Origin of the sequence: Pelomonas dachongensis (assembly GCF_043555865.1) — a bacterium.
GTDB lineage: Bacteria > Pseudomonadota > Gammaproteobacteria > Burkholderiales > Burkholderiaceae_C > Pelomonas > Pelomonas dachongensis.
In genome coordinates this window covers 383,082-407,994 of sequence record NZ_JBIGHY010000004.1, presented here as the reverse complement: position 1 = coordinate 407,994, position 24,913 = coordinate 383,082, and the positions used below count along the sequence as shown (strand labels likewise).

The 24,913-nt window shown below is 67.0% G+C and carries 22 protein-coding genes and 1 pseudogene; 6 read left to right on the top strand and 17 right to left on the bottom strand.

Annotated elements, in window-relative coordinates; genetic code table 11:
• Positions 1-19: 19 nt before the first annotated feature.
• From ACG02S_RS13915 to ACG02S_RS13895, 5 genes are all read right to left on the bottom strand, one after another.
• Positions 20-1,585 carry a methyl-accepting chemotaxis protein gene (locus tag ACG02S_RS13915; RefSeq protein WP_394471054.1) on the bottom strand — a complete coding sequence of 522 codons (1,566 nt, stop codon included), beginning with the start codon at positions 1,583-1,585 and terminating at the stop codon, positions 20-22.
• Positions 1,586-1,770: 185 nt separating this feature from the next.
• A complete protein-coding gene (locus ACG02S_RS13910) occupies positions 1,771-1,920 on the bottom strand; it encodes a hypothetical protein (RefSeq protein WP_394471053.1) in 150 nt (49 codons plus the stop codon).
• A complete protein-coding gene (gene hemA, locus ACG02S_RS13905) occupies positions 1,917-3,203 on the bottom strand; it encodes a glutamyl-tRNA reductase (protein WP_394471052.1) in 1,287 nt (428 codons plus the stop codon). The genes ACG02S_RS13910 and hemA overlap by 4 nt, the downstream gene beginning before the upstream one ends.
• Positions 3,200-4,228, bottom strand: a complete 1,029-nt coding sequence (locus ACG02S_RS13900; RefSeq protein WP_394471051.1) for a phytoene/squalene synthase family protein — start codon at positions 4,226-4,228, stop codon at positions 3,200-3,202. Before ACG02S_RS13900 ends, hemA begins: the two co-directional genes overlap by 4 nt.
• A complete protein-coding gene (locus ACG02S_RS13895; RefSeq protein ID WP_394471050.1) occupies positions 4,221-5,783 on the bottom strand; it encodes a phytoene desaturase in 1,563 nt (520 codons plus the stop codon). The genes ACG02S_RS13900 and ACG02S_RS13895 overlap by 8 nt, the downstream gene beginning before the upstream one ends.
• Positions 5,784-5,872: 89 nt before the next feature.
• Here ACG02S_RS13895 and bchO point away from each other — a divergent pair, with 89 nt between their 5' ends.
• Positions 5,873-6,724, top strand: a complete 852-nt coding sequence (gene bchO / locus ACG02S_RS13890; protein WP_394471049.1) for an alpha/beta fold hydrolase BchO — start codon at positions 5,873-5,875, stop codon at positions 6,722-6,724.
• A 457-nt stretch (positions 6,725-7,181) separates the two neighbouring features.
• Here bchO and ACG02S_RS13885 read toward each other — a convergent pair whose 3' ends face one another.
• The 4 genes from ACG02S_RS13885 to ACG02S_RS13870 are packed head-to-tail and all read right to left on the bottom strand — an operon-like array spanning position 7,182 to position 12,409.
• Positions 7,182-7,988: a M15 family metallopeptidase gene (locus tag ACG02S_RS13885; RefSeq protein ID WP_394471048.1), complete on the bottom strand. Its 807-nt coding sequence runs from the start codon at positions 7,986-7,988 to the stop codon at positions 7,182-7,184.
• The gene (locus tag ACG02S_RS13880) at positions 7,978-9,870 is read right to left on the bottom strand and encodes a peptidoglycan-binding domain-containing protein (protein ID WP_394471047.1); all 1,893 of its coding nucleotides are present in this window, start codon (positions 9,868-9,870) and stop codon (positions 7,978-7,980) included. Before ACG02S_RS13880 ends, ACG02S_RS13885 begins: the two co-directional genes overlap by 11 nt.
• 11 nt (positions 9,871-9,881) lie before the next feature.
• Positions 9,882-11,018 (bottom strand): cell wall hydrolase, encoded by a 1,137-nt coding sequence (locus ACG02S_RS13875; protein ID WP_394471046.1) that lies wholly within the window; start codon positions 11,016-11,018, stop codon positions 9,882-9,884.
• A gap of 5 nt (positions 11,019-11,023) precedes the next feature.
• Entirely contained in the window at positions 11,024-12,409 is a 1,386-nt protein-coding gene (locus ACG02S_RS13870; protein ID WP_394471045.1) for a hypothetical protein, read from the bottom strand.
• 404 nt (positions 12,410-12,813) lie between these two features.
• Here ACG02S_RS13870 and ACG02S_RS13865 point away from each other — a divergent pair, with 404 nt between their 5' ends.
• Complete coding sequence (locus ACG02S_RS13865; protein ID WP_394471044.1) at positions 12,814-13,206, top strand: hypothetical protein; 393 nt, start codon at positions 12,814-12,816, stop codon at positions 13,204-13,206.
• A gap of 922 nt (positions 13,207-14,128) precedes the next feature.
• Here the strand turns inward: ACG02S_RS13865 and ACG02S_RS13860 are convergent.
• The 3 genes from ACG02S_RS13860 to ACG02S_RS13850 all read right to left on the bottom strand — a co-directional run bounded on the left by ACG02S_RS13860 (position 14,129) and on the right by ACG02S_RS13850 (position 16,281).
• Entirely contained in the window at positions 14,129-14,665 is a 537-nt protein-coding gene (locus ACG02S_RS13860; RefSeq protein WP_394471043.1) for a nuclear transport factor 2 family protein, read from the bottom strand.
• A gap of 10 nt (positions 14,666-14,675) precedes the next feature.
• Positions 14,676-15,320 carry an NADPH-dependent F420 reductase gene (locus tag ACG02S_RS13855; RefSeq protein ID WP_394471042.1) on the bottom strand — a complete coding sequence of 215 codons (645 nt, stop codon included), beginning with the start codon at positions 15,318-15,320 and terminating at the stop codon, positions 14,676-14,678.
• Positions 15,321-15,417: 97 nt separating this feature from the next.
• On the bottom strand, positions 15,418-16,281 hold the full coding sequence (locus tag ACG02S_RS13850) for a pirin family protein (RefSeq protein WP_394471041.1): 864 nt from the start codon (positions 16,279-16,281) through the stop codon (positions 15,418-15,420).
• Positions 16,282-16,384: 103 nt separating this feature from the next.
• Here ACG02S_RS13850 and ACG02S_RS13845 point away from each other — a divergent pair, with 103 nt between their 5' ends.
• Positions 16,385-17,314: a LysR family transcriptional regulator gene (locus ACG02S_RS13845; protein ID WP_394471040.1), complete on the top strand. Its 930-nt coding sequence runs from the start codon at positions 16,385-16,387 to the stop codon at positions 17,312-17,314.
• Between the two features lie 962 nt (positions 17,315-18,276).
• Here ACG02S_RS13845 and ACG02S_RS13840 read toward each other — a convergent pair.
• From ACG02S_RS13840 to ACG02S_RS13830, 3 genes are all read right to left on the bottom strand, one after another.
• The gene (locus ACG02S_RS13840) at positions 18,277-18,789 is read right to left on the bottom strand and encodes a hypothetical protein (RefSeq protein ID WP_394471039.1); all 513 of its coding nucleotides are present in this window, start codon (positions 18,787-18,789) and stop codon (positions 18,277-18,279) included.
• A gap of 25 nt (positions 18,790-18,814) precedes the next feature.
• Positions 18,815-20,491, bottom strand: a complete 1,677-nt coding sequence (locus tag ACG02S_RS13835) for a ShlB/FhaC/HecB family hemolysin secretion/activation protein (RefSeq protein WP_394471038.1) — start codon at positions 20,489-20,491, stop codon at positions 18,815-18,817.
• An 89-nt stretch (positions 20,492-20,580) separates the two neighbouring features.
• Positions 20,581-20,907: an Lcl C-terminal domain-containing protein gene (locus ACG02S_RS13830; RefSeq protein ID WP_394471037.1), complete on the bottom strand. Its 327-nt coding sequence runs from the start codon at positions 20,905-20,907 to the stop codon at positions 20,581-20,583.
• A gap of 254 nt (positions 20,908-21,161) precedes the next feature.
• On the opposite strand from ACG02S_RS13830, the gene ACG02S_RS13825 reads away from it, so the two are divergent.
• The 3 genes from ACG02S_RS13825 to ACG02S_RS13815 are packed head-to-tail and all read left to right on the top strand — an operon-like array spanning position 21,162 to position 23,671.
• The gene (locus tag ACG02S_RS13825; RefSeq protein WP_394471036.1) at positions 21,162-21,767 is read left to right on the top strand and encodes a response regulator; all 606 of its coding nucleotides are present in this window, start codon (positions 21,162-21,164) and stop codon (positions 21,765-21,767) included.
• A gap of 40 nt (positions 21,768-21,807) precedes the next feature.
• Positions 21,808-21,948 (top strand): hypothetical protein, encoded by a 141-nt coding sequence (locus ACG02S_RS13820; RefSeq protein ID WP_394471035.1) that lies wholly within the window; start codon positions 21,808-21,810, stop codon positions 21,946-21,948.
• A 37-nt stretch (positions 21,949-21,985) separates the two neighbouring features.
• Positions 21,986-23,671 (top strand): ATP-binding response regulator, encoded by a 1,686-nt coding sequence (locus ACG02S_RS13815; RefSeq protein ID WP_394471034.1) that lies wholly within the window; start codon positions 21,986-21,988, stop codon positions 23,669-23,671.
• A gap of 486 nt (positions 23,672-24,157) precedes the next feature.
• Here the strand turns inward: ACG02S_RS13815 and ACG02S_RS13810 are convergent.
• Both ACG02S_RS13810 and ACG02S_RS13805 read right to left on the bottom strand, forming a co-directional pair.
• Positions 24,158-24,370: pseudogene (locus ACG02S_RS13810) on the bottom strand (IS3-like element ISAzo10 family transposase); the annotation flags it as partial.
• A gap of 54 nt (positions 24,371-24,424) precedes the next feature.
• Complete coding sequence (locus ACG02S_RS13805; RefSeq protein ID WP_394471033.1) at positions 24,425-24,895, bottom strand: DUF4124 domain-containing protein; 471 nt, start codon at positions 24,893-24,895, stop codon at positions 24,425-24,427.
• Positions 24,896-24,913 lie beyond the last annotated feature (18 nt).

Sequence of the window (24,913 nt, the reverse complement as noted above, 5' to 3'; positions counted from 1 at the left end):
GCGGCAGCGCCGCGGTGGCTCATGACGCCAGCTGGAACACGCTGACCGTCTTGGCCAGCTGGCCGGCCTGCTGCTGCAGGCTGTCGGACGCGGCGGCACTCTGCTCGACAAGGGCCGCGTTCTGCTGAGTGGACTCGTCCAGCTGCGTCACCGCGCGCCCGACACGCAGGATGCCGTCGGCCTGCTCGGAGGTGGCCGTCGAGATGGTGCCGATCAGCGCACTCACGTGCTGAACCTGCTTGACGATCTCGTCCATGGTGCGCCCGGCATCGCCGACCAGCCGGCTGCCGTCATCCACCTTTTCGACACTGCTGCCGATCAGGCCCTTGATCTCGCGCGCCGCGCCCGCGGAGCGTTGCGCCAGGCTGCGCACCTCGGACGCCACCACCGCGAAACCGCGCCCCTGCTCGCCCGCACGGGCAGCCTCGACGGCGGCGTTCAACGCCAGGATGTTGGTCTGGAAGGCAATGTCGTCGATGACGCCGATGATGTCGGCGATCTTGCGCGAGGAGGCAGCGATCTCGTTCATGGTGCTGACGACCTGGCCCATCGCATCGCCACCGCGCACCGCAGCCGCCGACGCATCGGCCGACACCCGGTTGGCCTCCATGGCCGTCGACGCGTTGGCCTGGACAGTCTGCGACAGCTGCTGCATCGACGACGCCGTCTGCTGCACGTTGGTCGCCTGGTTCTCGGTGCGGTGGCTGAGGTCGGAGTTACCTGAAGCAATCTCCTGCGACCCGGTGGCGATCGCGTTCGACACGCTTCGCACCTGGCCCACCAGCTCGGCCAGGCTCAGCTGCATCGCACCGAGCGAGGACAGCACGCTGCCGGCCGGCGCCACATCCGCACCGCGCACAGGGTGCAGATCGCCCTGGGCCACCCGGCGTGCCACATCGCCCAGCGTCGCAGGCTCCGCGCCCAGCTGGCGGATGATGCTGGCCGAGATGCGCCAGGCCAGCGCGACGCCGATCACCAGTGCCAACACCAGCGCGCCCAGCATGACGGACAGGAAGCCCGCCGCCTGTGCCGACGCTGCCTTGGTGTTCTGCTGCACCAGCACCTCCTCGTAGTCGATGAGCTTGTTGATCGCCGCCAGCCACTGCACGTACTGCGGCTTGGCCTGGGTCCACAGCATCTCCTGCGCGCTGGCGCTGTCGCCCTTCTCGACGGCGGCGACGATGGCCTGTGTCGTGGCCACGGCGCGCTGCTCGATGTCTTTGATGCCGGCATACAACCGGGCCAGTTCGGGCTCGGCGCCAGGTTGGCCGATCAGCCGCTCCAGCGGACCGGCGGACTCGGCGTAGAACGCCGCCAGCCGGTCGATCGCGGCCTTCTCGCGTTCACGCTCGGCGGGTTGGGCGCTGAGCACCACGTCGCGGATGGCGATGGCCCGGTCATGGGCCGAGCCACGGAAGTTGATCGCGTAGCGCTGGATGAGCACGTGCGCCTCGCTGTTCTCCTTCAACGCGCGGTTGATGACCTGGACCTTCACGACCGACACGGCCGTGACGACCAACAGGATGGACAGCATCAGGGCGAATCCCAGATACAGCCGCCTGGAAACAGTAAATCTGGCAAACATGGCAGTCTCGGCGCGAAACGGTTGAGCAATGCACGACGCATTCGGCAATATAGTAGCCATCAATTGATAAAACCGATCAAATAGTCAAAAGCAAAACGTGCAGTCCCGTGGCTTTTTGCACGGCCGCAGGGTCGTTGTGCATTCGCGCCGGGCGGCTGCCAGCAGCGCCGGGGCGCTGGCGCCTTTCAATCCGGCTGCTGCCGTGCTGCGCGCTCCCGCTTCGCCTGCTCGCGCTTCCAGCGCCGCCAGCCCCACCACTGCCAGCCGGCCCAGCCGAGGATCGCGCCGAACACCAGGCCCAGCTCGATCAGGCCGTACCAGCGCGGGTCGATCACGCGCCGCCGCGCAGGAACAACCGCTGCACGGACGCCATCCACTGCTGGTGCGCGTCGCCCGCGCTGCCGTGCAACTCGCTCAGGGCGCCGTGCAGCATCTTGCGCGTCAGTGCGGCAGACAGCGTCTCCATCACGGCGTCCACGTCCGTGCCCTTGGCCAGCGCGCGGCGCGCCTTGGTGAGCTCGGCCTGGCGCCAGTCCTCCGTCTGCCGGTGCAGCGCCTGGATCAGCGGCACGCTGGCGCGCTGCTGCAGCCACTGCGCAAAGCTGTCGACGCCGGCGCTGACGATGGCCTCGGCCTGCTGCACCGCGGCCTGGCGGCGCTCGCCGCCCGTCTGCACCTGGCGGGCCAGGTCGTCCACGGTGTACAGGAACACGTCGTCCAGCCGCGCCACCTCCGGCTCGATGTCGCGTGGCACGGCCAGGTCCAGCATCAGCATCGGGCGGCGCCTGCGGGTTTTCAACGCGCGCTCCACGGACCCCACGCCGATCAGCGGCAGGCTGCTGGCGGTGCAGCTGATGACGATGTCGAACTCATGCAGGCGCTGGCCGAGGTCGCCCAGCGGCACCTGCTGCGCGCCCAGCCTTGCGGCGAGCAGCCGGCCACGCTCGGCGCTGCGGTTCGCCACGGCCATTTGCAGTGGCTTCTGCGCCGCGAAGTGCGTGGCCACCAGGTCGATCATCTCGCCCGCGCCGACGAACAGCACGCGCGTGTCGTGCAGGTCCTCGAACAGCTGCAGCGCCAGCCGCACCGCGGCTGCCGCCATGCTCACGGCGTGCGCGCCGATCTCCGTGCTGCTGCGCACCTCCTTGGCCACCGAGAAGCTGCGCTGGAACAGCTGGTGCAGCGTCGTGCCCAAAGCCCCGGCGCTGTCGGCCTCGCGCACGGCCACTTTCATCTGACCCAGGATCTGCGGCTCGCCCAGCACCATGGAGTCCAGTCCCGCGGCGACGCGGAACGCATGCCGCGCGGCCTCGGCGCCCTGCAGGAAGTAGCTGTGGCCGCGCAGGTCTTCGGGGCGGGCCGCGCCTTGTGTGGCCAGCCACTCGATGGCGGGCTCGGCCAACTCCAGCGCGTGGCGCGGGCAGGCGCTGGGTGGCAAGCCGATGTAGAGCTCCGTGCGGTTGCAGGTGGACAGGATGGCCACCTCCGGCTGCGCCCGCGCCAAGTGGTGGCGCAACCCCTGCACGCTGCGGCCCAGCGCCTCCAGCGGAATGGCGAAGCGGCCGCGCAGGTCCAGCGGCGCACTGCCGTGGTTCAGCCCCAGCGCGAGAACGCTCATGCCCCGCCCCGCCCCCAGGCGGCCTCGCGGTCCTGCCGGCCCAGGCGATCGAACAGGTCAAAGACGAAATCGACCTTGCGGCCCACGTCCGGCCCCGGTGTGGCCGCCACTGCGGCAAGCAACGGCCGGTTAGCAGCCAGCGGCGGCTCCATCAACCGGTCCGTCCGGGGCCACAGGCTGACCGCCGCACGCAGCAGCAGCCGCTGCTTGCGCCGGCGCGGCACCACGGCGCGCCGCGTGACCGCATCGCAACCCGCGTGCGCCACCTCGTGGCCCACGGCGGCGTACAGCAGGCGCGCGGCGTTGATGCCCGGGCGGCAGGCCAGCGGCAGGCAGGCGACCCCGGCCGCCGCGCGCGCGTACAGCCCGTCCGCAGCGTCCAGCAACCGCTGAACCACACCCGCCAGCGCCGGGCTGTGGCCGGGCGCGGCCAGCCAGGCGTCCGGGTCCAGGCCCGCCTCCCGCAGCCACTGACGCGGCAGGTACAGCCGCCCCATCGCGGCGTCCTCGCCCACGTCGCGTGCGATGTTGCTGAGCTGCATGGCCACGCCTAGGTCGCAGGCCCGCGCCAGCGCCGGCGCGCCGCGCACCCCCATCAGCAGGCTCATCATGGCGCCCACCGTGCCGGCCACACGGGCGGCGTAGTCCTGCAGGTCGTCCAGCGTCTCGTAGGTGCGGCCGTCCACGTCCCAGGCCAGGCCCTCCATCAGCAGGTCCAGCAACGCGCGCGGAATGCCGTGGCGGGCGACGACGGCGGCCAGCGCGCGGTCGGCGGCCACGGGCTGGGGCTGGCCTTCGAACACGCGGTCCAGCCGCCGGCGCAACTGGCTCAGTGCCAGGCGGCGGCCCCCCTCCACGTCCACCGTGTCGTCTGCCAGCCGGCAGAAGCCGTACAGCACCGTGGCCGGCGCGCGCACGGCCGGCGGCAGCAGCAGCGAGGCGGCGTGGAAGGTCTTGGAGTTGTGCGCCAGGCTGGCGCGGCAAGCAGCAAGGTCAGTGTCCAGCAGTTCAGGCATGTCAGGCATGAGCGAGCCCTCCCTCGGCGGGGTTCAAAAAATGGCGGGCGAGCTCGCGGCCGTGCGGCACCACCGCGTCCAGCACGCGGGCCGACGACAGCACGCCTGGCAGCCCGGCGCCCGGGTGCGTGCCGGCGCCAACGAGGTAGAGCCGCGCCACCTCCTCGCTGCGGTTGTGCGGGCGGAACCACGCGCTCTGCGTCAGCACGGGCTCCAGCGCGAAGGCGGCACCCTTGTAGGAACTGAGCCGGTCCTGGAAGTCCTGCGGCGTCAGCATCAGCGAGCTGACGACCTCGTCCTCCAGCCCCGGCAGCAGCGTTTCGGCCAAGCGCTTGGCAATCGCCGCGCGGTAAGGCTCGGCGCGCTCGCGCCAGTCCACGCCCGCATCGAGGTGCGGCACAGGCGACAGCACGTAGAACGTGTCGCAGCCCGGTGGCGCCAGGCTCGGGTCGGTCGCCGTGGGACGGTGCAGGTAGAGGCTGAAATCGTCGGCCAGGTGCTTCTTCGTGAAGATGTCGTCCAGCAGGCCGCGGTAGCGCGGGCCCAGCGAGATGGTGTGGTGGGCTACGTCGGGGTACTGCCGCTTGGTGCCGAAGTACCAGACGAACAGGCTCATCGAATAGCGCGCCTTGGCAATGCGCTTGTCCGTCCAGCGGCGCCGGTAGCGGGCGGGCAGCAGGTGCTTGTAGGTCCAGGCGGAGTCGGCGTTGGACACCACCACATCGGCACGCAGCAGCTGGCCATTCTGCAGCCGCACGCCACAAGCCGCGCCGGCTTCCACGAGGATCTCGTCGACCCCCTGCCCGCACAGCACGCGCCCGCCCTGCCCTTCGATCAACCCCACCAGCCCGCGCACCAGCGCGCCCGTGCCGCCCATCGCGAAGTGCACGCCGAAGCGCCGCTCCAGAAAAGCGATCAAGCAGTACACCGAAGTGGTGGAGAACGGGTTGCCGCCCACCAGCAGCGACTGAAAGGTCAGCAGCACGCGCAGCTTCTCGTCCTTGACGTGCTTGCAGGCCAGGCCGTAGACCGTGCGGTAGCCTTCCAGCTTCAGCAGGTCGGGCAGCACCTTGGCCATGTCCGTCCAGCGCTCGAAGGACACATGGCCCAGCTGCTCGAAACCCACCTTGTAGATGGCCTCGCTGGCGGCCAGGAAGCGCTCGTAGCCGGCCACGTCGCCGGGCGACAGCTTCGCCACCTCGGCACGCATGGCGTCGGCATCGCCGCTGTAGTCGAAGACCGTGCCGTCGTCAAAACGCACGCGGTAGAACGGCGCCACGGGGCGCAGGTCAACGTCGTCGGTGAGCTGCTTGCCGCACAGCGCCCACAGCTCCTCGAACAGGAACGGTGCGGTGATGACGGTGGGGCCGGCGTCGAAGGTGAAGCCGTCCTGCCGGTGCACGTAGCCCCGCCCGCCTGGGGCGTCGAGCTTCTCGAGCACCGTCACACGGTAGCCCCGCGCGCCCAGCCGCACCGCCGCCGCCAAGCCGCCAAAGCCACTGCCGATGACCACGGCATGGGCCTGGTGCGGCGCCGGCAAAACGGCCTGACTTGGTGTCAACATCGTTTGATCCTATGCTTGTCCACTTTAGTTGACAACCCAGGATGCACCCGGACGCTGGCCCGCCCTCTCCCGTTGCTGCATTAGCTCCCGTGCAGGCCGGCGGCCTGCGCTGGCGGCTGCAGCGCGCCGGCACGACGGGGGCGCCGGGGTTGCTGCTGCTGCACGGCACGGGCTCGTCGGGCCAGTCGTGGGCCGGCTGTCTGCCGGGGCTGGCAGCGCAGTTCGACGTGCTGGTGCCCGACCTGCCCGGCCACGGCGGCACCAGCGCCTTTGCCGACCGCGAGGCCAGCCTGGCCCGCATGGCCCAGGTCGTGGCCGCGCTGCTGACGGCGCTGGGGTGGCAGCCACAGCTGGTGGCGGGTCACTCCGCCGGCGCAGCGGTGATGGTGCAACTGGCGCTGGACGGCCACCTGCCCACCGCGCGCGGCCTGCTGGCCATCAACGGCGCGCTGCAGCCGCTGCCGGGCCTGATGGGCCTGGTCGCGCCGGCGGTGGCCAAGCTCGCGTCACGCAGCGCCTGGCTGCCCACCTGGGTGACCCGCCACGCCAGCCAGCCCCGTGCGCTGCGCAACCTGATCGCCTCGACCGGCTCACGCCTGGACGACGCCGGCGTGCAGCACTACGGCGAGCTACTGAAGCAGCCCGACCATGTGCGCGGCGTGCTGGACATGCTGGCCAACTGGCAGCTGGACGACCTGCAGGCCCGCCTGCCCGAACTGCGCCCGCCGCTGTGGCTGGCCGCCGGCCTGGCCGACCGCACGATCGCGCCCGTTCAGTCGCTGGAGCTGGCGAGGCGGCTGCCTGGGGCCAGCTTTCACCCGCTGCCGGGGCTGGGGCATCTGGCGCATGAGGAGGCGCCGGAGGCTGTTAACGCGCTGCTCATCCGCTTGCTTCGGTCGAACTCAAGCCGCGCGGTCCCGGATTCCGACTGCAGAGCCTGATGCACGCGGCGCAGGGGTACGACACCCGCCGGTCGAGCCGATTGCAACGACCGCAAGAGGCTGGCTGCTGCCGCTCGGTTTGGTCCGTCGTGAGGCAGCAATGTGCCCAAAGCCGAAGCTCGCCGAATCTCAGCGACAGGCTGGTCAGAGTTATTCGCGTTCAGCGGCCTGAGCGGCTGCGACAACCAGCAGCGGCCATTCGAAATTCGGCGTCGCGTAGGACCGCTGCACATCAAAGTACGGACGTTCGACAGCTGGTGGCAGCAACCCGCTCCTGAATGACCGGACCCGCGCAGATTGACTGGGCGGTGCCTACCTCAAGCGACATGCTTTGACCAGATTTCGTCACCGCAAAGCTGCCTGTCAGGCGCGAAGACAGCCTGAATTGAGCCTACTGCGCTGTGCACACATCGACGGGCATCCTCAGGGCGATAAGGGGGGCGATTTCAGATGTCGACTAAACATCCATTCGCGCTAGCTCGAAATGCATGCCGTCGCGGTCCTTGCCGCTGAAATGCCCTCCCCAGGCAAAGCCCTCAGCGGCGAAGAACTCCACCAACTCGCGCAGGCAGCCGGTCCGGCCCAGCAGCGCCGGCTCCACGCCATAGCCGTTCCAGGCCACGTTCAGGTCGATGGCAATGCCCCAGCTGTGGGAACTCAGTTCGCGCTTTGGGTCCCAGCCTTTGTGGCGGGGGACGTAGGTGCCGCCACAGCTCAGGATGCGTTCGTCCAGCCCTTTCTGCTGGATGGCAGCGAAGACGCGGTCAAACGCCGGGAAGGCCCGCGTGTGCACTTGCAGGAAGCGGTGGCCCAGGTCCTGCAGGCACTTGGGCTTGAAGGCCTGCAGATGCTGCTTCCAGGCGGGATCGGTGATGGTGACCGCGCCGTTGCCGCTCTCGGCGTAGCTGAGGGGCCCATAGACCTGTTCGATCTCTCGGTTGGTCAGCGGGCGTATCGTGCCGTCGACGCGGCGGTTAACCCGCATCGAGGCCGTGGCAACCGTGGTGGACGGGGATGCAGACTCATGTAGGCGGGCGCCGCCGGACCAGAAGTAGAGGCCGGTGCCGTCCTCCTGGAACCAACCGTTCTCGCCCAGGTACTCCTCGCCTTCCACCAGGCGGGAGACCCGCAAGACCTGCTCGGGCGTGGCGCGGCGGCGCAGCACGGACAGGCGCGAGGGTTCCGCGCGCAAGTTCAGCTTCACCGTCACCACCGCCTCGCGCGGCGTGGGGAAGGTCTGGACCGTCACCGGGCTAGCCGACATAGCCTTCTCCATCGCCCGAGGGCGGCCTGCCCAGCAACTCCAGGATCTGCGCGGCGGTCAGCTCGCCGGTCTCGTTCTCCTGGCGGCCACGCTGCCACAGGGCGATGGCGTCGCGGGTGGCCTGGTTGAAGTAGCCCGATGCGGTGGTGTTCAGGCGGCGCTGCACTTCCTCGACCTCGGCCGTTGTCAGGCCCGCCTCGGCCAGGTTGAGCACGTCGCTGGAAGCGGGCGTGCGCGGCGGCGGCGCGTCGGACGCAGGCCTGGCCATGACGCCACCGGGGCCTGCTTGTGCGGGGGCGCCGGCTACTGTCGTGCCCGTGGCGTCCACCGCAGCACCCGAGGAAGAGGCGGCCGGCTCCGGCTTGCCGCCGGCCCCACGGAGCTTGACGAAGCGTGTCAGCAGGTCGAACCAGAAGGTGGCGCCCAGCGTGCCGGCCAGCCCCATCAGCAGCCAGCCGGCAAAGGCGAACCAGATGTTGGGATTGCTCAGCAACCCCAGGCCGGAACAACGCCCCGCCTCGGATTCGTCCGGCTCCTCCTTGGCGTTCCTGATTTCCTGGGCCAGGCGTTCGCGGGTCCACTCCACCCGCTTGCAGCTGGAGGCCTGGACCACGTTGGGCAGGTAAGGCGGCGACCACCCCACCGGCAGGCCGGCCACCTGCAGCGAGTTCAGTTCGTTCATGCGCTGGCAAAGGACAGCGGCCTCCGGCGAGCCCGCCTTGTCGCACTTGCCCGGCGGCTGCCGGGGACGCCGGGCCTCATGGCGGGCCTCGAGTTCAGCGGCAACGGCGATCTGGAGGTCGTCCATCTTCACGGACAGGCCGCCGGCCAGGGGCTGAGCCGCCGCCGTCGCGGCCAGGGCACGCAAGGCCGTGAGTTCGGCGTCCAGGGCCAGCTTCGCCTGAGTGATCTGGCGCTGACGCTCCAGCGAGCCATCGCCGGAAAGCCGCGCCGCATCCAGGGCCTTCACCAGCTTGCTCATGCCGTCCAGCGCCTGGAGCAGCACCACGAGGGAATCGCTGCCCGCGCTCGCGGAAACTGCCGCGGCGCCCGTCAGCTGCAGCTTCAGCTCCGCGAGCATCTTCTCCACCTTGGCGGATTCGGCCGTCGCCAGCACCTTGGATGCCGGAGCACCAGAGCCGCCCGGCTCCGCCCCCAGCGAGCGCACGCCCGCAGCCGCGCCGGCCTCCACCGCCGAGGCCGCGACGGCCGGATCGCCGGGCGTCCCCTTCTGCAGCGCATCGCTGTAGGCCTTGCTGGCCTGCTCCCCCGCCGTGACCAGCGACTGCCGCAGCACGTCGTCATCCCACAGCCTAGGGCCGATGACGATGGGGTTGATGTTGAGCAGCGCGGCGGCCACGGTGCCGATGAGCAACATGTCGCGCTGGGTCTTGCGCTTGTACCAGCCGGTGGCGCGCTCTCCCACCGCGTCGTACCAGGCGCACAGGCGCTTCTCGAACGTCGGCCAGTCGGTCTCGGCGCCAGGCAGCAGGGACTTGAAGCTGTCGGCCAGGTTGGTGGGCAGCTTCACCGCCAGCCGGGTGACGAACTCGCCCGGCGTGGGCGGCTTGTCCTCGCCAGGCAGATAGTCCTTGGCAAGCTGGCTGATGAGGGCACTGACGAACACGTCGGCCGAGAGGTAGGACGGCCGCAGCCGGGACTTGGCATCGCCCTCCGCCATGGAAACCAGCAGCGGGTGCTTCATCAACTTGTCCGCCATCTCGGCGTTGTCACCCAGCAGGGACACCACCGCCACCCGCAGCGTCTTGCCGCGCGACTTCATCGCCTGCGCCAGGGCCTCGTGGACGGCGGTGACCAGGAGGCCGAACAGGGCGAAGACCAGCGCCAGCCCGATCGCAACTTCCAGCATGCGTGAGTCCATGCGCGTTCCCCTCAGTCGATGTTCTTGTAGAACGCGTGGTTGCCGATGACGCGGCAAGGCGGACGACCCTGGACCCAGCGCGGCGGCCGCGCCATCCAGCGGTTGTGATAGTGGGTGGCGCCATCGGTGGGGTCGGGATAGGCATGGCCCTGCACCCGCTGCACCACCTGGGCCACCTGCTGCAGCCGCGCGTCTCCGGCCTGCAGTTCCAGCAGCCTGGCGCGGTTGGGGTCGTTGGCATTCCAGCAGCTGAACTGGTAGGGCTTCAGGCACACCGCTGTGATCGTGCGCCCCCAATAGCGCTGCGCCCTGACGCGGTTGAGGACCACATGCGCCACCGCGGCCATGCCGTCCTCCGGCTCCCCGCGCGCCTCGCCATAGACGGTGCGGATGAGCACATTGGTGTCGTCGCCGTTCGCGGCATCGGAAGCGGCTGGCGCAGCCTCTCCGGTGGCGACCACGCGGTGCACGGTCGGCAGCAGGGGCGGCTGGGCGGATGGCTGGAAGCCCCGGCTGACCAGCTCTAGCGACCACCGGTCCAGGATGCGCTGGATGGGCACGCCCAGCGCATTGCCGGCCGTCCCCGGCGGCGTGGCGCCGATGTGGATGGCCACCAGGCGTTCATGCTGATCCCATACGGGCGCGCCGCTGTTGCCGTGCACGCTGGCGTCGTCCAGGTGGTAGCACACGGCGTCATGGATGAAGTAGCGCTGCGGGTGGTTCTGCCCCGCCCTCACCCAGCACGACACATAGCCCAGCATGGTGCCGCGCACCTGGCCGCCCTCGCGCCGCAGGAACACGTCCGCACCAAGCGCGGGCTGGGCCAGACCCGCCGGCAGCAGGTCGGGCACTGTGGACAAGGCCCGGCAGGCGTCCGGTCCCAGCGTGGAAATGGCGATGTCCATGTCGCTGGCGGCGCTGCTGTCAAAGCGGGGCAGCCAGTCGCACAACTGGCCCAGCACCGGCGCGTCACCCAGGTTGCAGTCGATCTCCACCTCGTCATTCAAGGCGGCCTGCGGGTTGGTGGCCAGCACATGGGCCGCCGTGACGGCAAAGACCCGTCCGCTGCCGGCGCGCTCGCGCACCAGCGCACCCAGGCTGCCGGCCCCGTCGCCATGACTGTTGTTGCAGATGCTGGCCCAGGCCATGGCGGTCAGCCGCTGGTCTGCGGAGGCGTGCGCACGCTGGTGTCGGGCGCGCCGCCGCCCGTGGGCTGCGCTGTCACAGGTGGGGCCGCGCTGGTGTTGGCCGTCGGGGTGCCGTTATCGGCCGGCGCACCCGTGCCCGCGCCATCAAAGCTCAGCGGCAGCACACGGCGACAGTTCTCGCTACGCGCCAGTGACAGCGCGGCATCCAGGACCCGGTTGCGCCGGTCTATGGCGCGGCGCGCCTGCTGGCTCGCGTCCACGCTCTTCTGCAGTTCATCCATGCCTGCCGGCGCGGCCCGCACGGCGTCGCCCTGCCTGGGCTGCCGCTTGGAGTGCGCCTCGGCATCCTTCGCGGCGTCGGCTGGGCTGGGGGCGGAAGCGGCGGGCGAGGCGACCGGTGGCGCTTTCAACGCCTGGGACACGGACAGCACCGTGGCTAGGTCCGGCTCGGTCTTCTCTATGCCATCCCGCACGCGCTGCTCCACCTCCACGCCGGTTCGCCACAGCCAATTGCCCGCGCTGTCCGCGCGGCCCTGCAACTGGATGGTCCGGTCTATGGACCTAGTTAGTTCGCCTTTCTCCTTCACAGCCACCTGCATCAACGCAGACAAGGACGGGTCGGGCTTCTCGTCCACGGTGCTGGCGGCGCGCGCCACGCATTTGGGCTTGAGTGCTTCACAGATGGCGGCCTGCGGGCTGTCCGGCACGGCGGCCGTACAGACGGGTTGCTTCAGCGGCGCACAGTTGGCCGGCAACGGCTGTGCGGCAATGTTCCTCGGCCGCACCTCGTTCTGCGGCTTCAACCGGTCTATCCACTCGTCCAGCTTGGATTCCGCGGCCTGGGCCTTTGCCAGTCGCTTGTCTATCGTTTCATCGCCGCTGCCGCTCCAATTCGGGCTGTCATAAGGCGCCACAGACTCCACCGCGCAGGCCAGCGTGGCGATGCCCTCGCGGTAGATGGCATTGCGGGCGCTGGAGGTCATGGTGTTGCCCCAGGCGAACAGTCCGGCGCTAGCCGCGCCCATCCCCGCCAGATCCCGCGCATTGGGGTTGGTCACGCCTTTGAGCAGGGCGATGGCGGACAGGCCGATCAGGCCCGCGCTGACCCCGCGCTTACGGTCCGACTCCCCGCGCGCCGATTCACCCCACTGGCGCTGGGCCTCGCGGGCATGCGCCATAGCCGTCTTGAGGTTGGGCGCAGAGGCCGCGGTCAGGGCCGCCGATGCCCCGGTCGGCGCAGTCAGTCCCTGCTCGGCGAAGACATAGGGGCGGTCCGTGGTAGCGCAGCCGGCCATGGAGGCGGCAAACACAGCCGCGAGGGCCAATTGGCTGAAACGCGATTGGTCTGTCCTCCTGGCTTGTACGTCCACGTCACCAATTCCGTGCGCCATTCCGTCCTCCCCTTAGTCCCAGCAACCGACGCTAGCGGGCGCCGGGGTCCGTGACATCCACTGTTTTTGGGATGCGGTGGGCGGAACTGGCTATTGGCTGGGCGACGCTACTCTGAATCGTGAACTGGCGAGCAATGCCAGCATCTCGTACTACGTAGCGACGCTGGCGTCGAATCGTTTGCCTTGTCCAGAGCGCCCTGATTCGGTCATAGGTAACTACTCACTCCTGGCCATGACCGAAAGTTCCGCAGATGCCCCTGAGCTGTCGGTCAACTATGTCCAGTTGCTCAGCCAGGGTTTTCACTGCTCTGTGGCAGCGGCAGCTGGTGCTCCGTCCCCAATGTTGATGATTCATGGGTCCACGGCGACACACGTTTGGTCAGTCTCGGGAGAACATGCCAGCCATGTCCGCGCCTGAATACTCAACCGAACTGCAGTACGCCGTCCTTCGTGCAATCAATGAGCAATGCGGCATCGATGGAGAAAGCCCTGTCGAACTACGCGTAGACGGTGTTTCCGACGAGGTAATTTCTCGCTACGTGCATCTGCTCAAAGTCCTTGATTTTGTGGATGCCACATCGTTCAAGGATCCTGTGCAAGGGACAACGTACTTCCCAATCGCAATCAAGTCAAAAGGATCTGAGTGCCTAGCGCAAACGGACAAGGCCTTTTGGAAGAAGGCTCAAGACGCTGCGACTGAGGGACTCAAAGTGCTGACTGGGGTAGACGTAGCTAAGTTCGCTGACTTCTTTCAGGCGGCGTATGAAAAATATTTGCGTGAGAAGGGTGTGACATGAACGTGGCTAGTAAGGTCTTGCTGATCGTGGCAGTATTCGCTTCAAGCATTTGCTATGCGCAGAGGATCCCCCCCGACTTGAGAATTGGAGCCAACTTCGTCTGGCATATCGCGAACTCAAAGTCCATGTCCGACATATACGCATTCAAGGAAGCCAACTTGCCCCGCGATAGTGCGTTCCAGTCCCAAATCTCATCTGCCCACAAGACGCTGGCTGCGCTTCGTAGTTCCCTGACCCCAGAGGTCGACGTTATCAAGCAATACTACCTAGAGCGCGGCGAGCAGAAGACGGTTTTCAGGGTTCAGTCGAACAGGAGTGGATCTCGATTTTTTGAGGTGCACATTCTTGGATCGGCGAGGCCGCCGCGAATCATCGGCATAAAGGAGCTCGACTCTGACTCGGTAGTGCAGCGCCTGTCGTCGAGAGATCAGCTGACGGTGTCTATGAACCGATGAGGGCAGGGCCTGCGGCGGCCTGACAGTCTGGATGGCTGCTTCACCATCGACAGCGGCCGTCGCAGATGGCACGTCGACCGGCGAGCTGATGACGGCTTCGTGTCCTCGAGCGTGAACCCGGCTACCAGCCGCGGATGACAGCAAACGCTGCCGTGCCGTCCTTCGTCGTCGATCTCGACCTTCCGCTTAGGGCACCTTGCTGCCGTAAGCACGCCGGCCGCGACCGTCAGCAATCGCTGCGAAGCAGCCGGTCGGCCGGTGACGGCTGCTTCAGGCCGATCTGCGTCGTTCGCATACCGACACCTTTGCGCCAGCATCCACGCAAGCCGGTCATTGGTCGCCCACGGCCCTCAAGGACGGCTTCACCGCCGGAACGGTGTCGCTCCACTGTGGGTTGGGCCATAGACGGGCTGGAACGACAGCCGGCCATGCGGCCGTCTTTCATCGTGGGTGGAGCTCGCGAGCCCTCAGAATCTGTCGCCGGCCATGGCCGCCAGGAACGCCTGCGGGTTGAAGTACTCGCGGTAGTTGAAGATGAGTCCGTTGCGGACCGTCACCACGGTGGCGTAGCTCAACTCGTAGGGGTTGCCGTTGCTGATCACGCGGCCTGAGACGCTCCACTCGGCGATGGCCACATGGGGGTCCTCGGTGGCGTGGATCTTGAGCGTCGGAAGCGACTTGATGTCGATGGCTTTCGGATAGTCCTTCAGGTAAGCGTAGATGGCTGCGCGGCCGACGATCTTCCTGCCGGCGGGGTCTGGCGAGAACGGCAACTCGACGACGACGTTCTCGTCGCACAGCTCAGACCAGCCCTTCATGTCCTTGGCGAGAAAGAGGTCCATGGCGCGCTTGAGCACTTGCGATGCCGTCAGACCTTTGCCTCCTTGGCCTGCGTCCTGGGCTTGGGCGGGTGCAGCGAATGCCGTGACCGCCAGTGTGGCTGCTGCCAGAAGGCGCCGCCGGCCCGTGCGTTTGGCGATGTGGGTGTGCTGATCGGTGTTCATGGACGCGCTCTCAGATCTTGATGAAGTTGGTGGCGGACAGGCTGCCGAAGGGCAGTTGCGACAGGCGGCCACCCACCGCCAGCGAGCCGAGGTCCACCGGGAAGTAGCCAATGGCTTCGAGCACCTGGCGCACGGCCTGCTTGGCGTCGGCGTCGTCGCCGGCATAGAACTGCACGCGCTGACCGCCGGACGCCTCGGGCTGCGCCAGCACATTCACGTCGAGGTGGTTCAGCGCCTTCACGACGCGTGCACCGGGCACCTTCTCGCGGAACACCTCGCTCGAGGAGCGGTCACCCAGGTCGATGGCCTTGATGCCGTAGGCGGCCAGCGGGTTGCTCGGGTCCTTGGCGTCGGGCGAGTTGGGATCCAGGAACTCGACGGGGTTCGTTCCGTCGATGACGATGCGGTTGTTCCAGGCCGGCAGGCCCGGCAGTGCGGTGTCCAGGTCGGTCCAGCGCACGGCAATGAGCACGATGTCGGCCGCGGCCGCTTCTGCCACGGTGCCTGCCTTGATGGAGCCGCCGAGTTCGGCCACCAGCGGTGCCAGTGACTCGGGTCCGCGGCGGGTGGAAATCGTGGCTGCCATGCCCTTCTTGGCGAGAGCCCGGGCGAAGTTGCTGCCGAGTGCGCCGGAGCCGATGATGCCGATGTTCATGATGGTGTCTTTCGTTGAGTTGGTTTGGTTTGGGGACGAGGAAAAAGTTGAAAGGTCGGGCTGCGCAGGCATCTGCCGCCTGATTGCGATTCGTCAGTCAGCTGACCGAGACCGCAACAGGCAGGCTCTGCCTGATGCGCCGGATCTCCGCTTCGCCGCGGGCCAGCGCCAGGGCGCTGGTGTGCACGCAGTACGTGCCGATCACCAGCGAGTGCGGGTGCGGCACGGCAGAGCCCAACACGAAGCGCGTATCGGTTTCTGCGATGAAGTCGATGCTGGTTTCTGAGGTGGCGAAGCTCACGAGTTCGCCGGTCGCGATGGGCTCGCTGGACAGCAGCCGCCCGCTGGCCACCGCCACCCAGGCGACGGTTTGACCGGCAGGCGGCGTGTAACGCCAACGCTCACCGGCGGCCAGCGTCACCGAGAGATAGGTCATCGCAGAGGGTGCCCGGATAACGCTTTGCGCAGTGCCGTACTGACCCAGTAGCACCCGCACCGGGCCCACCTGCGGCACCTCGGTCGGTGCCACGTATTGGCTGAACGCCGGCGCGCTCTCCAGTGCGGCGGGCAGTGCAACCCACAGCTGGAAGCCCTGGCTGGGCCGGTCGCCCACCACTTCACCGGTGTGCCAGACACCGCCGCCGGCCTGCATCCACTCCACGCCGCCTTCCGGCAGCACGTCGGCTTGGCCGGTGCTGTCGGCGTAGCGAACGTCGCCCTGGAACATGAAGGTGAGCGTGGCGATGCCCGAATGCGGGTGCATGCCAAAACGCGGGCTGCCGTGCCGTGAGTCGAAGTTCACCAAGTCCAGAAAGATGAAGGGCTTGAGCGCCTCGCCGAGATCGCCCGGGTTCATCAGGCGGGTGATGGGGCCGTGTGTGGTGCCGCGGGTGCGGTGCACGATGGCGCGCGGCACACGGGGAGGCACGACGAGGGCTGTCAGAGCGGGCTGGGTGGACATCGTTTGCGGTGTTCGGATTCGATGCCGAAGCTTAGAAATCCCCTCTTTGATTGACTAGTCGGCACAATCGGATTTGACTCATCCACAAATGCAAGTAATTGCCATGCTCGATCTCAACGACGTCGCGGTCTTCGTGCACGTGGTGCGCTGCGGCAGCTTTGCAGAAGCGGCCCGGCGCTTGGGCATCCCGCCCAACACGCTGAGCCGCCGGGTGCAGCAACTGGAAGCGCAGTTGGGCACGCGCCTGATGCAGCGATCCACGCGCAAGCTGTCGCTCACCCATGCGGGGCAGGACTTCCACGACCGCTGCGCCGCCGCGGTGGATGGCTTGGTCGACGCGGGCAAGGCCTTGATGGCGGGCAACGAAGCACCCAGCGGGCTGGTGCGAGTGGCAGCACCGGCCGACTTCTTCGACTTCTTCCCGATGGAATGGCTCGCCGCCTTTCTGGCCGAGTACCCACAGGTTCGCGTGGATTTCGTGCTCAGCGACGCCCGCGCGGACCTGATTGCCGACCGCATCGACGTCGCGATCCGCGGCGGCGTGCTGGAAGACTCAGCCCTGTTTGCGCGCCGGGTGCTCGACGCCGGGCTCGACGGTCTGGTGGCCAGCCCAGCCTACATCGCAGCGCGCGGCGCGCCGGCCTCCTTGGAGGAACTCGCTGCCCACGACTGCCTGGTTTTTGCACACCCCAGTGGCCGTGCGACTTGGGAGCTGTCAGCGCAAGACGGCACCAACGTCGAGGTCCAGGTGGCTGGCCGGCTCAGCGGCAACACCGTGCAGCTGCTGCGCAAGGCGGCGCTGGCCGGGCTGGGCATCGCGCTGCTGCCGTCGACGATGACTCGTCGAGAACTGCGCGCCGGCCTGCTGGTGCCGGTACTGCCCCAGTACCACCGCAGGGGCCATGGCGTACACATGGTGTTCGCCAGCCGCCGGCATCTGCCCTCGGCCGTGTCGGCGTTCATCGAACTGATCGCCACCAGGCTCGGCGACTTCCATGACCTCCCCATGAAGACGCCTGAAACGCCGGCCTGACGGGCACTTGAAGGCGCCAGACGAACCGTCGTCCAGTGGCGGGTGACTAGCGACCTTTGCGGCGAGGCAGGCGCGTTCAGGGGCGTTCACGAGTGACCGCTTGCGGCGCGCCCGATCGGCGCGAGGCCCGAGTCCGTTCAGGGTCGATCTGCGACGGTCGCAAGACCTCAGAGCGGTCACTTGGACGCCGTGAGCGCGGTCAGCGGCAGCGAACCGCCAGTCTGGGCATCACGCTGCTCGGGCAGGGCTTGACCCGGCTAGCGCCTGGAAGACCGGTAAGCGCTGATGACCGGTCTCTCGACGCTTAGCGCCGACCGTCCGAGAAGGCTACAGAACTGCCGTCGGACCGCCGATGTCGCTTTCAGGCTGGCTGCTGGCTTTGGACTGCGACTTCAGAGGGGCCGCAAAGTGCACAAAGCCGAGGCTCTAGATCTCGGCTGAAGGGCGGCCCCGCAGCGGTTGCGGTCGGTCGGCGCCGGGCGGCGTGCGTCCGATTTTTGCGCCTTCCGGTCATCAAGGCATGAGCTGGTCCAGGTCTGGTTGGCCGGTCTGCGGGGTGGACCTGCCGTTCGTCGCACTCAAGCGGGCCGAGCCGACTTCGGCACCAGGAGATGTCAGCTTCATGCGACGTTGAATTCACGCAACCGACCCGTTGCTGCTCTCCGCCGCGCCGTATGGGCTGCGAAAAGCTGTCGTTCACTCAGACGAGCAGCAGAAGGCAAGTGCCCACCCCTGCAGTCAGCCATTCCATCCTTCGCATTGCCTGGCGGCCTCCTCGGCCAAGGTAAAACCGACAGGATGTGCTCTTCCTTTTCGACGGCAAAGGCTACATTCCATAGCCCTCCACATATCGACCCACGTCACAGGGATCGCACCGGCGCTGGGGCGTTGTCTTCGCATGGCAACACGCTGCGCGGGCAAGTCAGTTCAGCGAGAAGCGGTGAGCGTCACCAGGCTGCTGCTCAGCGTTCGCAGGTCAGCTTGCCCGGCAAGGGCGTACAGGTCGGCCCGCTCTTGGGCGCACCGGCACCCTCGGTGGCCGAGCGTCCGGCGCCGACTTCGCCGATCACGCTGTGCCGCAGGCGACTGGACACGTCGGCACCACCAGCGTCAGTGGCCCCCTGGGCGGCGCAATCGAGCCTGTTCGACCGCGGAACGCATTGACTGGGTGGGTTGAGAACGCGCAGGGCGTCGCCACCCGCGCTCCCGCCGGCCACGCCGGCGACCACGCCCTCGACGCCGGCCGGCAGGCTGTTGGCCTTGAGACCTTGCAGCAGCGCACGCGCGGAGCTGGCGCCCTGTAGCTGGCTGGCGATGCTCTGGATGACCGCTGCCTGGGCCGCGTTGGGGGGAACGATGACGGCACCCGTGGCCTGCGCCGCGGCTGCGCCGGCGAGCGTCATCAGCAGTGCGGCGGCCATGGCCTGGCCGCCAGGCGAGACGGGCCGGGATGGGAGCGTGTGGAGGCGGGTCATGAGGGAAGGCTCCAGGTCTGACACGTCAAAAGGCCTTGCTCAGCACCATCTCGGCGCGTGGCAGGTGGCTGTGCGGCCGGATCGTGGGCTGACCTTGCACATGCCAGGCCAGGTTGAAGCGCATCGAGAAGTCGTTCCGCCGTTCCCACAGTACGCCCGCGCCGACGGCGCCCAGCGTGGCACGGTTCTGCGGGCCGAGCAGTTCCGCCGCGAGCGCCCCCAGTGCGTCGGGCGCATGGGCGTAGCGCGCGTGGCCCCAGTCGTAGAACGCGCTGAAGACGAGTTCGCGCGCCACGTTGCCGAACAGGGACGCGGGCGGCAGCCAGCGCAGCTCAGCCGTCAGCAGTTGGGCATCGTCGGCCGCGCCTTCCGCGGGGTCGAAGGCACGCACCCCATCGGCGCCGCCGATCGGCATGCGCTCGCTCGGGTCCAGGTTGGTGTTGGCGAACTGCCCTTTGGCGCGCAGGTACAGCTGCAGGCGACCGGGGACCAGGCTCTGCAGCCGGGACCAGGAGACATTCAGCTTGCGGTAGGTCGCCCGCAGGCCGGTCAGCGAATACAGCGGGCCTAGCGCCGCGCGGCCTTGCAGCAGGCTCAGCTCGTAGGTGCTAACCGCACCGCCGAAGCCGTCGTCGCGGTCGTCACCCAGCACGCCCAACTGGACGGATTGGGTGCTACGGCGCACGACCAGCGACTCCCACCGGTCTTCGAACCGCTTGCGCGCGACGGTCGCGAGCATGAACAGGTTCAGGTTGCGGGACCGCACCACGGGATACAGGCCGAACACATCGCCGAGCGTGGCAGTGCCGCGCAGGTTCTGCTGCACGGCGGCACTGGGCAGGAAGTAGTGCACCTCGGAGAGCATTGCGCCCAGCTTGAGCCCGCTGCCGCCGACGGGGAGGCTGTAGCTCAAGCTGCCGTCATACAGGCCGCCACCAGCACTGCCCCGAAGGTTCAGCTGCAAGGCGTCGCCCAGCCCGGTCGGCGAGGCGATGACGGCGCGCACGCCGAAGCGGCTGACGCTGGTATTCCGGGGGCCCAGCGTGTCGTACTCCAGCCGCCCGCTGAAGCGCGGCTCGGCCTCGGGCGTGACGATCAGCGAGGCCGTGCCCGGCTCACGCCCGGGCTCTATCTCGAAGCGTGCGCGCACGCCCGGCAGGTCGTTGACGAGGTAGACCACGCGCTCTATGTCCGCCACGCGCAGGATGGCGCCGGGCTTGAGCAGGGCGAGGTAGCGCTCGATGACCTCGTGCCGAACCGGCAAGGCCGCCGGCCAGCGGACCTGGACGTCGTCGAGCCGCCCCTCCAGCGCGAAGATGTGGACCACGCCGTCCTGCAGCTTCTGCTCGGGGAGATAGGCCATGCCGACGTAATACCCCAGCTTGCGCTGCATGTAGCGCGTCACGGCAGCGACGGCATTGCCGAGGTCCTCGTAGTGCCGCGCCGTGCCCGTGAACGGTGCCGTGACCTCCGCCAGGTCTGCCGCGGACACGCCCGGCAGGCCGTCTACCTGGTAGGCGCGCACGTCGAGTTGCAGGTCGTCCTCAGGCTTGCCGAGTTCGCGGGGCAGCGACGATGCATGGCGAGCCGCCGGGTCAACGGGTGTCGACGCGGACGCGGCCACCGTCACGGACACGTCGGCAGCGGAGGCAACCTCTTTGGCAACCTGGATGCCCTGGCCGCTCGGCAGGCCGAATGGCATGTCTGCGGCGCTGGCGAGCGTGGGCAGTTGACACGCCACCAAGGCCAAGAGAACGGCCCGCTGCGCGATGCGCTTGAAAGGTTCAGAAGTCAGCATACGGCAACGAATTGCAGTTGGACGGGGCGAGAGTGCGGGCCGCCGAGCAAGGGCGCGCCCCTGATGTCCGACGGGTTGAGCGTCGGCAAGCGCCAGTCGTTGTGACCGGCGCCGTTGCTGGCGTTCAGCGTGCCGATCCAGGGGTTTGCATGGGCCCAGGTCATCCGCTCATTCAGATTCATGTACGCGGTCCACGCCAGGCCCGTTGCGCTAACGAGCATCCCCAGGCCGCCGTCAACACTCACCAACGGCGCCGCGTGCGTCGCAGTTGCCACCGTCAGCAGGCCCAGCGCAGCAGCCCATGTTTTCAATCGTTTCATCGGGGTTTCTGCTTGCAGTTGTTGATGCCAGCAAGCTCTTCGCAGGCAGATGACGCGTGATATTCGAAGTGGTTTTGGCCATGGCGCGGAACTCTCTCAAGCAGGGTTGGTTTTTGTGAAGACCTGACACGGCTCAGCTACGGACAGATCGGGCGCTCTTTTTCTGGGCGCGATGCTAGGGATGCCGCGCCTCCGTTGACATGGTCCATTTAGACCAGAGCCCCCCCCGCAGGCAGGGTGCTGTAATCGCGGCCATGAGCCCGCCCCATGTCCTCTTGATCGACGACCACGCCATGTTCCGGTCCGGGCTCAGGCTGGTGATCTCGTCGGCCATGGCGGAGGCGGTCATCCATGAAGCGGGCTCGCTTCAGGAGGCCATCGACGCCACGCCCGACCGCCTGGATGTGGTGCTGCTGGACATCCATTTGAGGGGACTGAGCGGGCTGGAGGGCCTGGCACTGCTCAAGCGCAAGTGGCCAAGGGTGCCGGTGATGATGGTGTCATCTCAGAGCGACCCCGAGACCGTGCACCTGGCGCTGGCCCGGGGTGCGGCAGGCTTTGTCTCAAAAGCGGAGACGGCCGACCAGATCGTGCAGGCCATCTGCAAGGTTTTGGAAGGCACGATTGCAGAAGGATTGCCTCCGGCCATCAAGTCGCCCAGCGCCCGGAGCCTGACCCCGCGCCAGTGCGAGGTGTTGGACCTGTTGAATCAGGGCCTGAGCAACAAGGTCATGGCTCGCCGCTTGTCGCTTTCCGACAATACCGTGCGCCGCCATGTGCAAGACATTCTGGAGTTCTTTAACGTTGGCAGCCGCGCCGAGGCGGTGGCGACAGCGCGGCAGCAGCGACTGATCGGTTAGCGGGAGAAGCGTTGAATCTGCACCGCCCATCAGGACATCAGTGCTTCACTTTGCGCTGGGCAACATGCTGGTGGAGCAACTGCGTCTTTTGCTGAACAGCGTCAGCACATCGGTGGTGCCGGTGGTGCTGCTCGGAAAAAAATACAGGTCACTAAATGCCAGTATTACCTCGCCTGACTGACAGTAAAAGTACTGCTGACAAAGTTCTCATACAGCAGGTGCAGGCGCTCGAAAGAGCATCGACAGGAGCCAGAGTAGCGACCTTCATCCAGGGAGCCGCGGCAAGTTGGCTGTGCCGACACGACTCCAATCAATGGCTTTTACTCGCGTGGTTAGCGGCGCTGGGGATTTTCAACATTGCTGCGGTCTCGCGAACCTTGTATTTGCGCCGACAGCCCTTGGATGCGAGTAACGCGCTTCACCGACTGCGCGTTTCTACGGCTCTGCCGACGATCAACGGTCTGCTGTGGGCAGCGGGCATATGGATCATGTGGGTTCCGGACAATCTGGAATTACAGCTATTGCTAATCCTTGTCATTGCAGGCATCTCCCAGGGCTCGCTACAGACATTGAAGGCACATCTGCCTGCGCTTTTCCGTTTTTTCACCCCCTGTGTTGGAAGTATCGTGGTCATGGCGTTCGCTTACCCCGGCCCGCACAGCCTGAACATCGGGGTAGGCACAATCCTTTACATGGCCTGGTGCATCGGCTTCGGCATCACTGCCCACCGCGAATTCTTGGAGTCGACTCGCAAAAACTTCGAATTCGAAGAATTGTCAATCAGTCTCCAGGTGCAAAAAGATATTGCCGAGACAGCCATCCAAGCCAAATCACGATTTCTGGCGGCTGCAAGTCATGATTTGCGCCAACCGATCCATGCGCAGGGCCTGTTTCTGGATGTGTTGCAACGCACGACCTTGAGCCCCGCCCAGCATGAACTGGTGGCCAGCGCTGCCGCGGCGTGCAGCGCATCGGCCGAGATGCTCAATACCTTGCTGGATTTTTCTCGGATCGAAGCCGGTGTGATCAAGCCGCAAATTCGGGCATTCATGGTGCAGCCGCTACTAAACAAGATCGAGCGAGAGTTCGCCCAGCAGGCCGACGCAAAGGGCCTGGAATACCGATCACGCGAAAGCGCATTGGCTGTGCATTCAGACCCGGCGTTGATTGAGCTAATCCTGCGCAATTTAGTTTCCAATGCCATCCGCTATACCGAGCGCGGGGGACTGCTGGTGGCCTGCAGGCGCCGCGGAAGCCAAGTTTTGCTGGAGGTTTTCGATACGGGTATAGGCATCGAGGCCTCGCAGCAACGTGCCGTGTTTCGCGAGTTCCATCAGCTCGGCAACCCGGAGCGTGACCGGACCAAGGGGCTGGGGCTCGGGCTGGCCATTGTGGAAGGCCTGGCCCGCACCTTGGGGCACGCACTGTCGCTGGACTCCAGGCGGGCGCGTGGCAGCGTGTTCAGACTGACGGTGCCGCTGGCCACCGAAGCCCCCGCAGCAAGGCTCGCGCCGGCCGAGCCGCGCACAGCACAGCCGCTGCGCCTGCGGGTTCTGGTGGTGGACGATGATGAATCGGTGCGCCAAAGCATGCAGCATCTCCTGCGCGATTGGGGCTGCGAGTGCCACGCCGTTGAGTCCATCGAAGCTGCGCTGAGCCTGTCGCGCAGGTGGGTGCCCGAAGTCGTCATCAGTGACTACCAACTGCGCGACCAGCGCACCGGCGTTGAAGTGATCGAGGCCTTGCGCGCGGCGGTCGGGCGCGGTCTGCCCGCCTTGTTGATCACTGGCGACACCGCGCCACAGCGCCTGCGCGAAGCCGTGGGCAGCGGGCTGCCACTGCTGCACAAGCCCGTGTCACCCAGCCGGCTGTACCGCGAGTTGGTCACCGTGGTGCCGTGCTGATTTCTGCGATCCAGGCCTGGAGGCAGCTTTTGCCTCAACAGGCCTTTGGTACTGAAGCTCCGTGACTAGCGCGCAGCAGCCATCGACAACGAAAGTGCCGGTGGCTCGTACAGGTCGAGGTTCGAACTCCGCTGAGTGTTTGGCCGGGCGACGAGCGTCAGTTTTCACGTCGTTCACTTCGGCATCAGCGAGGACAGGTTTGGGCACACTGCTGCCGTATAGATGCCACTCGCGACCGGCAGCAAGCCCTGCAAAGATGCCCTCTCTACTGGCGATCGACGAGCGCCCCCGCCCTCCGACGGCAAGGTGTGCTGCCGCGGCTTGGTGAAGAACCCGGCACGGCTGACAATGCCCTTTGCGCTGAGCAGCACGGCGGCAGTTGCCCAGCGCTCGGGGATCCGCGCGCTCTGAGCTCACAGGCCGCGACGTGTAAGCTTCTCCGAGCTGGCCTGGCGGCGGCGCGCGTCAAGGTGGTTGTCGCCTCAGTCATGAAGACTTTGGCTGAATATCTTGGCTGTGAAGCGCTGTCGCAACGACCGTGTCGCGCTCTGGATTGAGCGTGACGGCGCCGATGGGCGACCAGTTCCGGGTGCGACCTGACCAACGCGCAGGCTGGCGCTGGCGAGCCTGCTTATACGGCTCTGTGCGGGCCGCCAGGATGGCGACGTCGTAACCGGCATGTCGTTGCGCCGGGCTCAACATGCCCGACTACCCTATCTGCGGCGAGCTCACTGCTCCGACAGGACGCATGCCCTAACACTTCAGTTCCCGGAACCGCCGGCGCTGCTTCAGCAAAGTGGCCTGCACTTCTGCCAGTTCCCCGTCCCTGGCCACGCGCTCCGACGCTTCGGCCTGCGGCAGACTGAAGTCCAGTGCGGCGCATTCGCGCTGGACCGCGGGCCTCAAGTAGACGCGCTTGCGTGCGACCTCGAACTGCGGATGGTCCTTTCCGGTCAGGGGGCGCAACGCATCGCCCATCTGTTCATCGAACTGCTCTCTGCGCACGTCCGCACCAGGTCGTTCGTTGCCTGTAGAGGTCATGCCGCGAGTGGGCTCCACCTGCAGCCGCTTGGCTGCAGCGCATGGCTCGTCGCTGTAGTGCACGCGGCCATCCTTCTCACACTTGAAGACGGTTCGACTCGGCGCGGGGAGGTGTTGAGAGAAGACAGAGCCGCTGAGACCGGCAAGTGCGACGAAAAGGCAGGACAGGTTTTGGAGCTTCATACGCAGAATCTAGCGGTC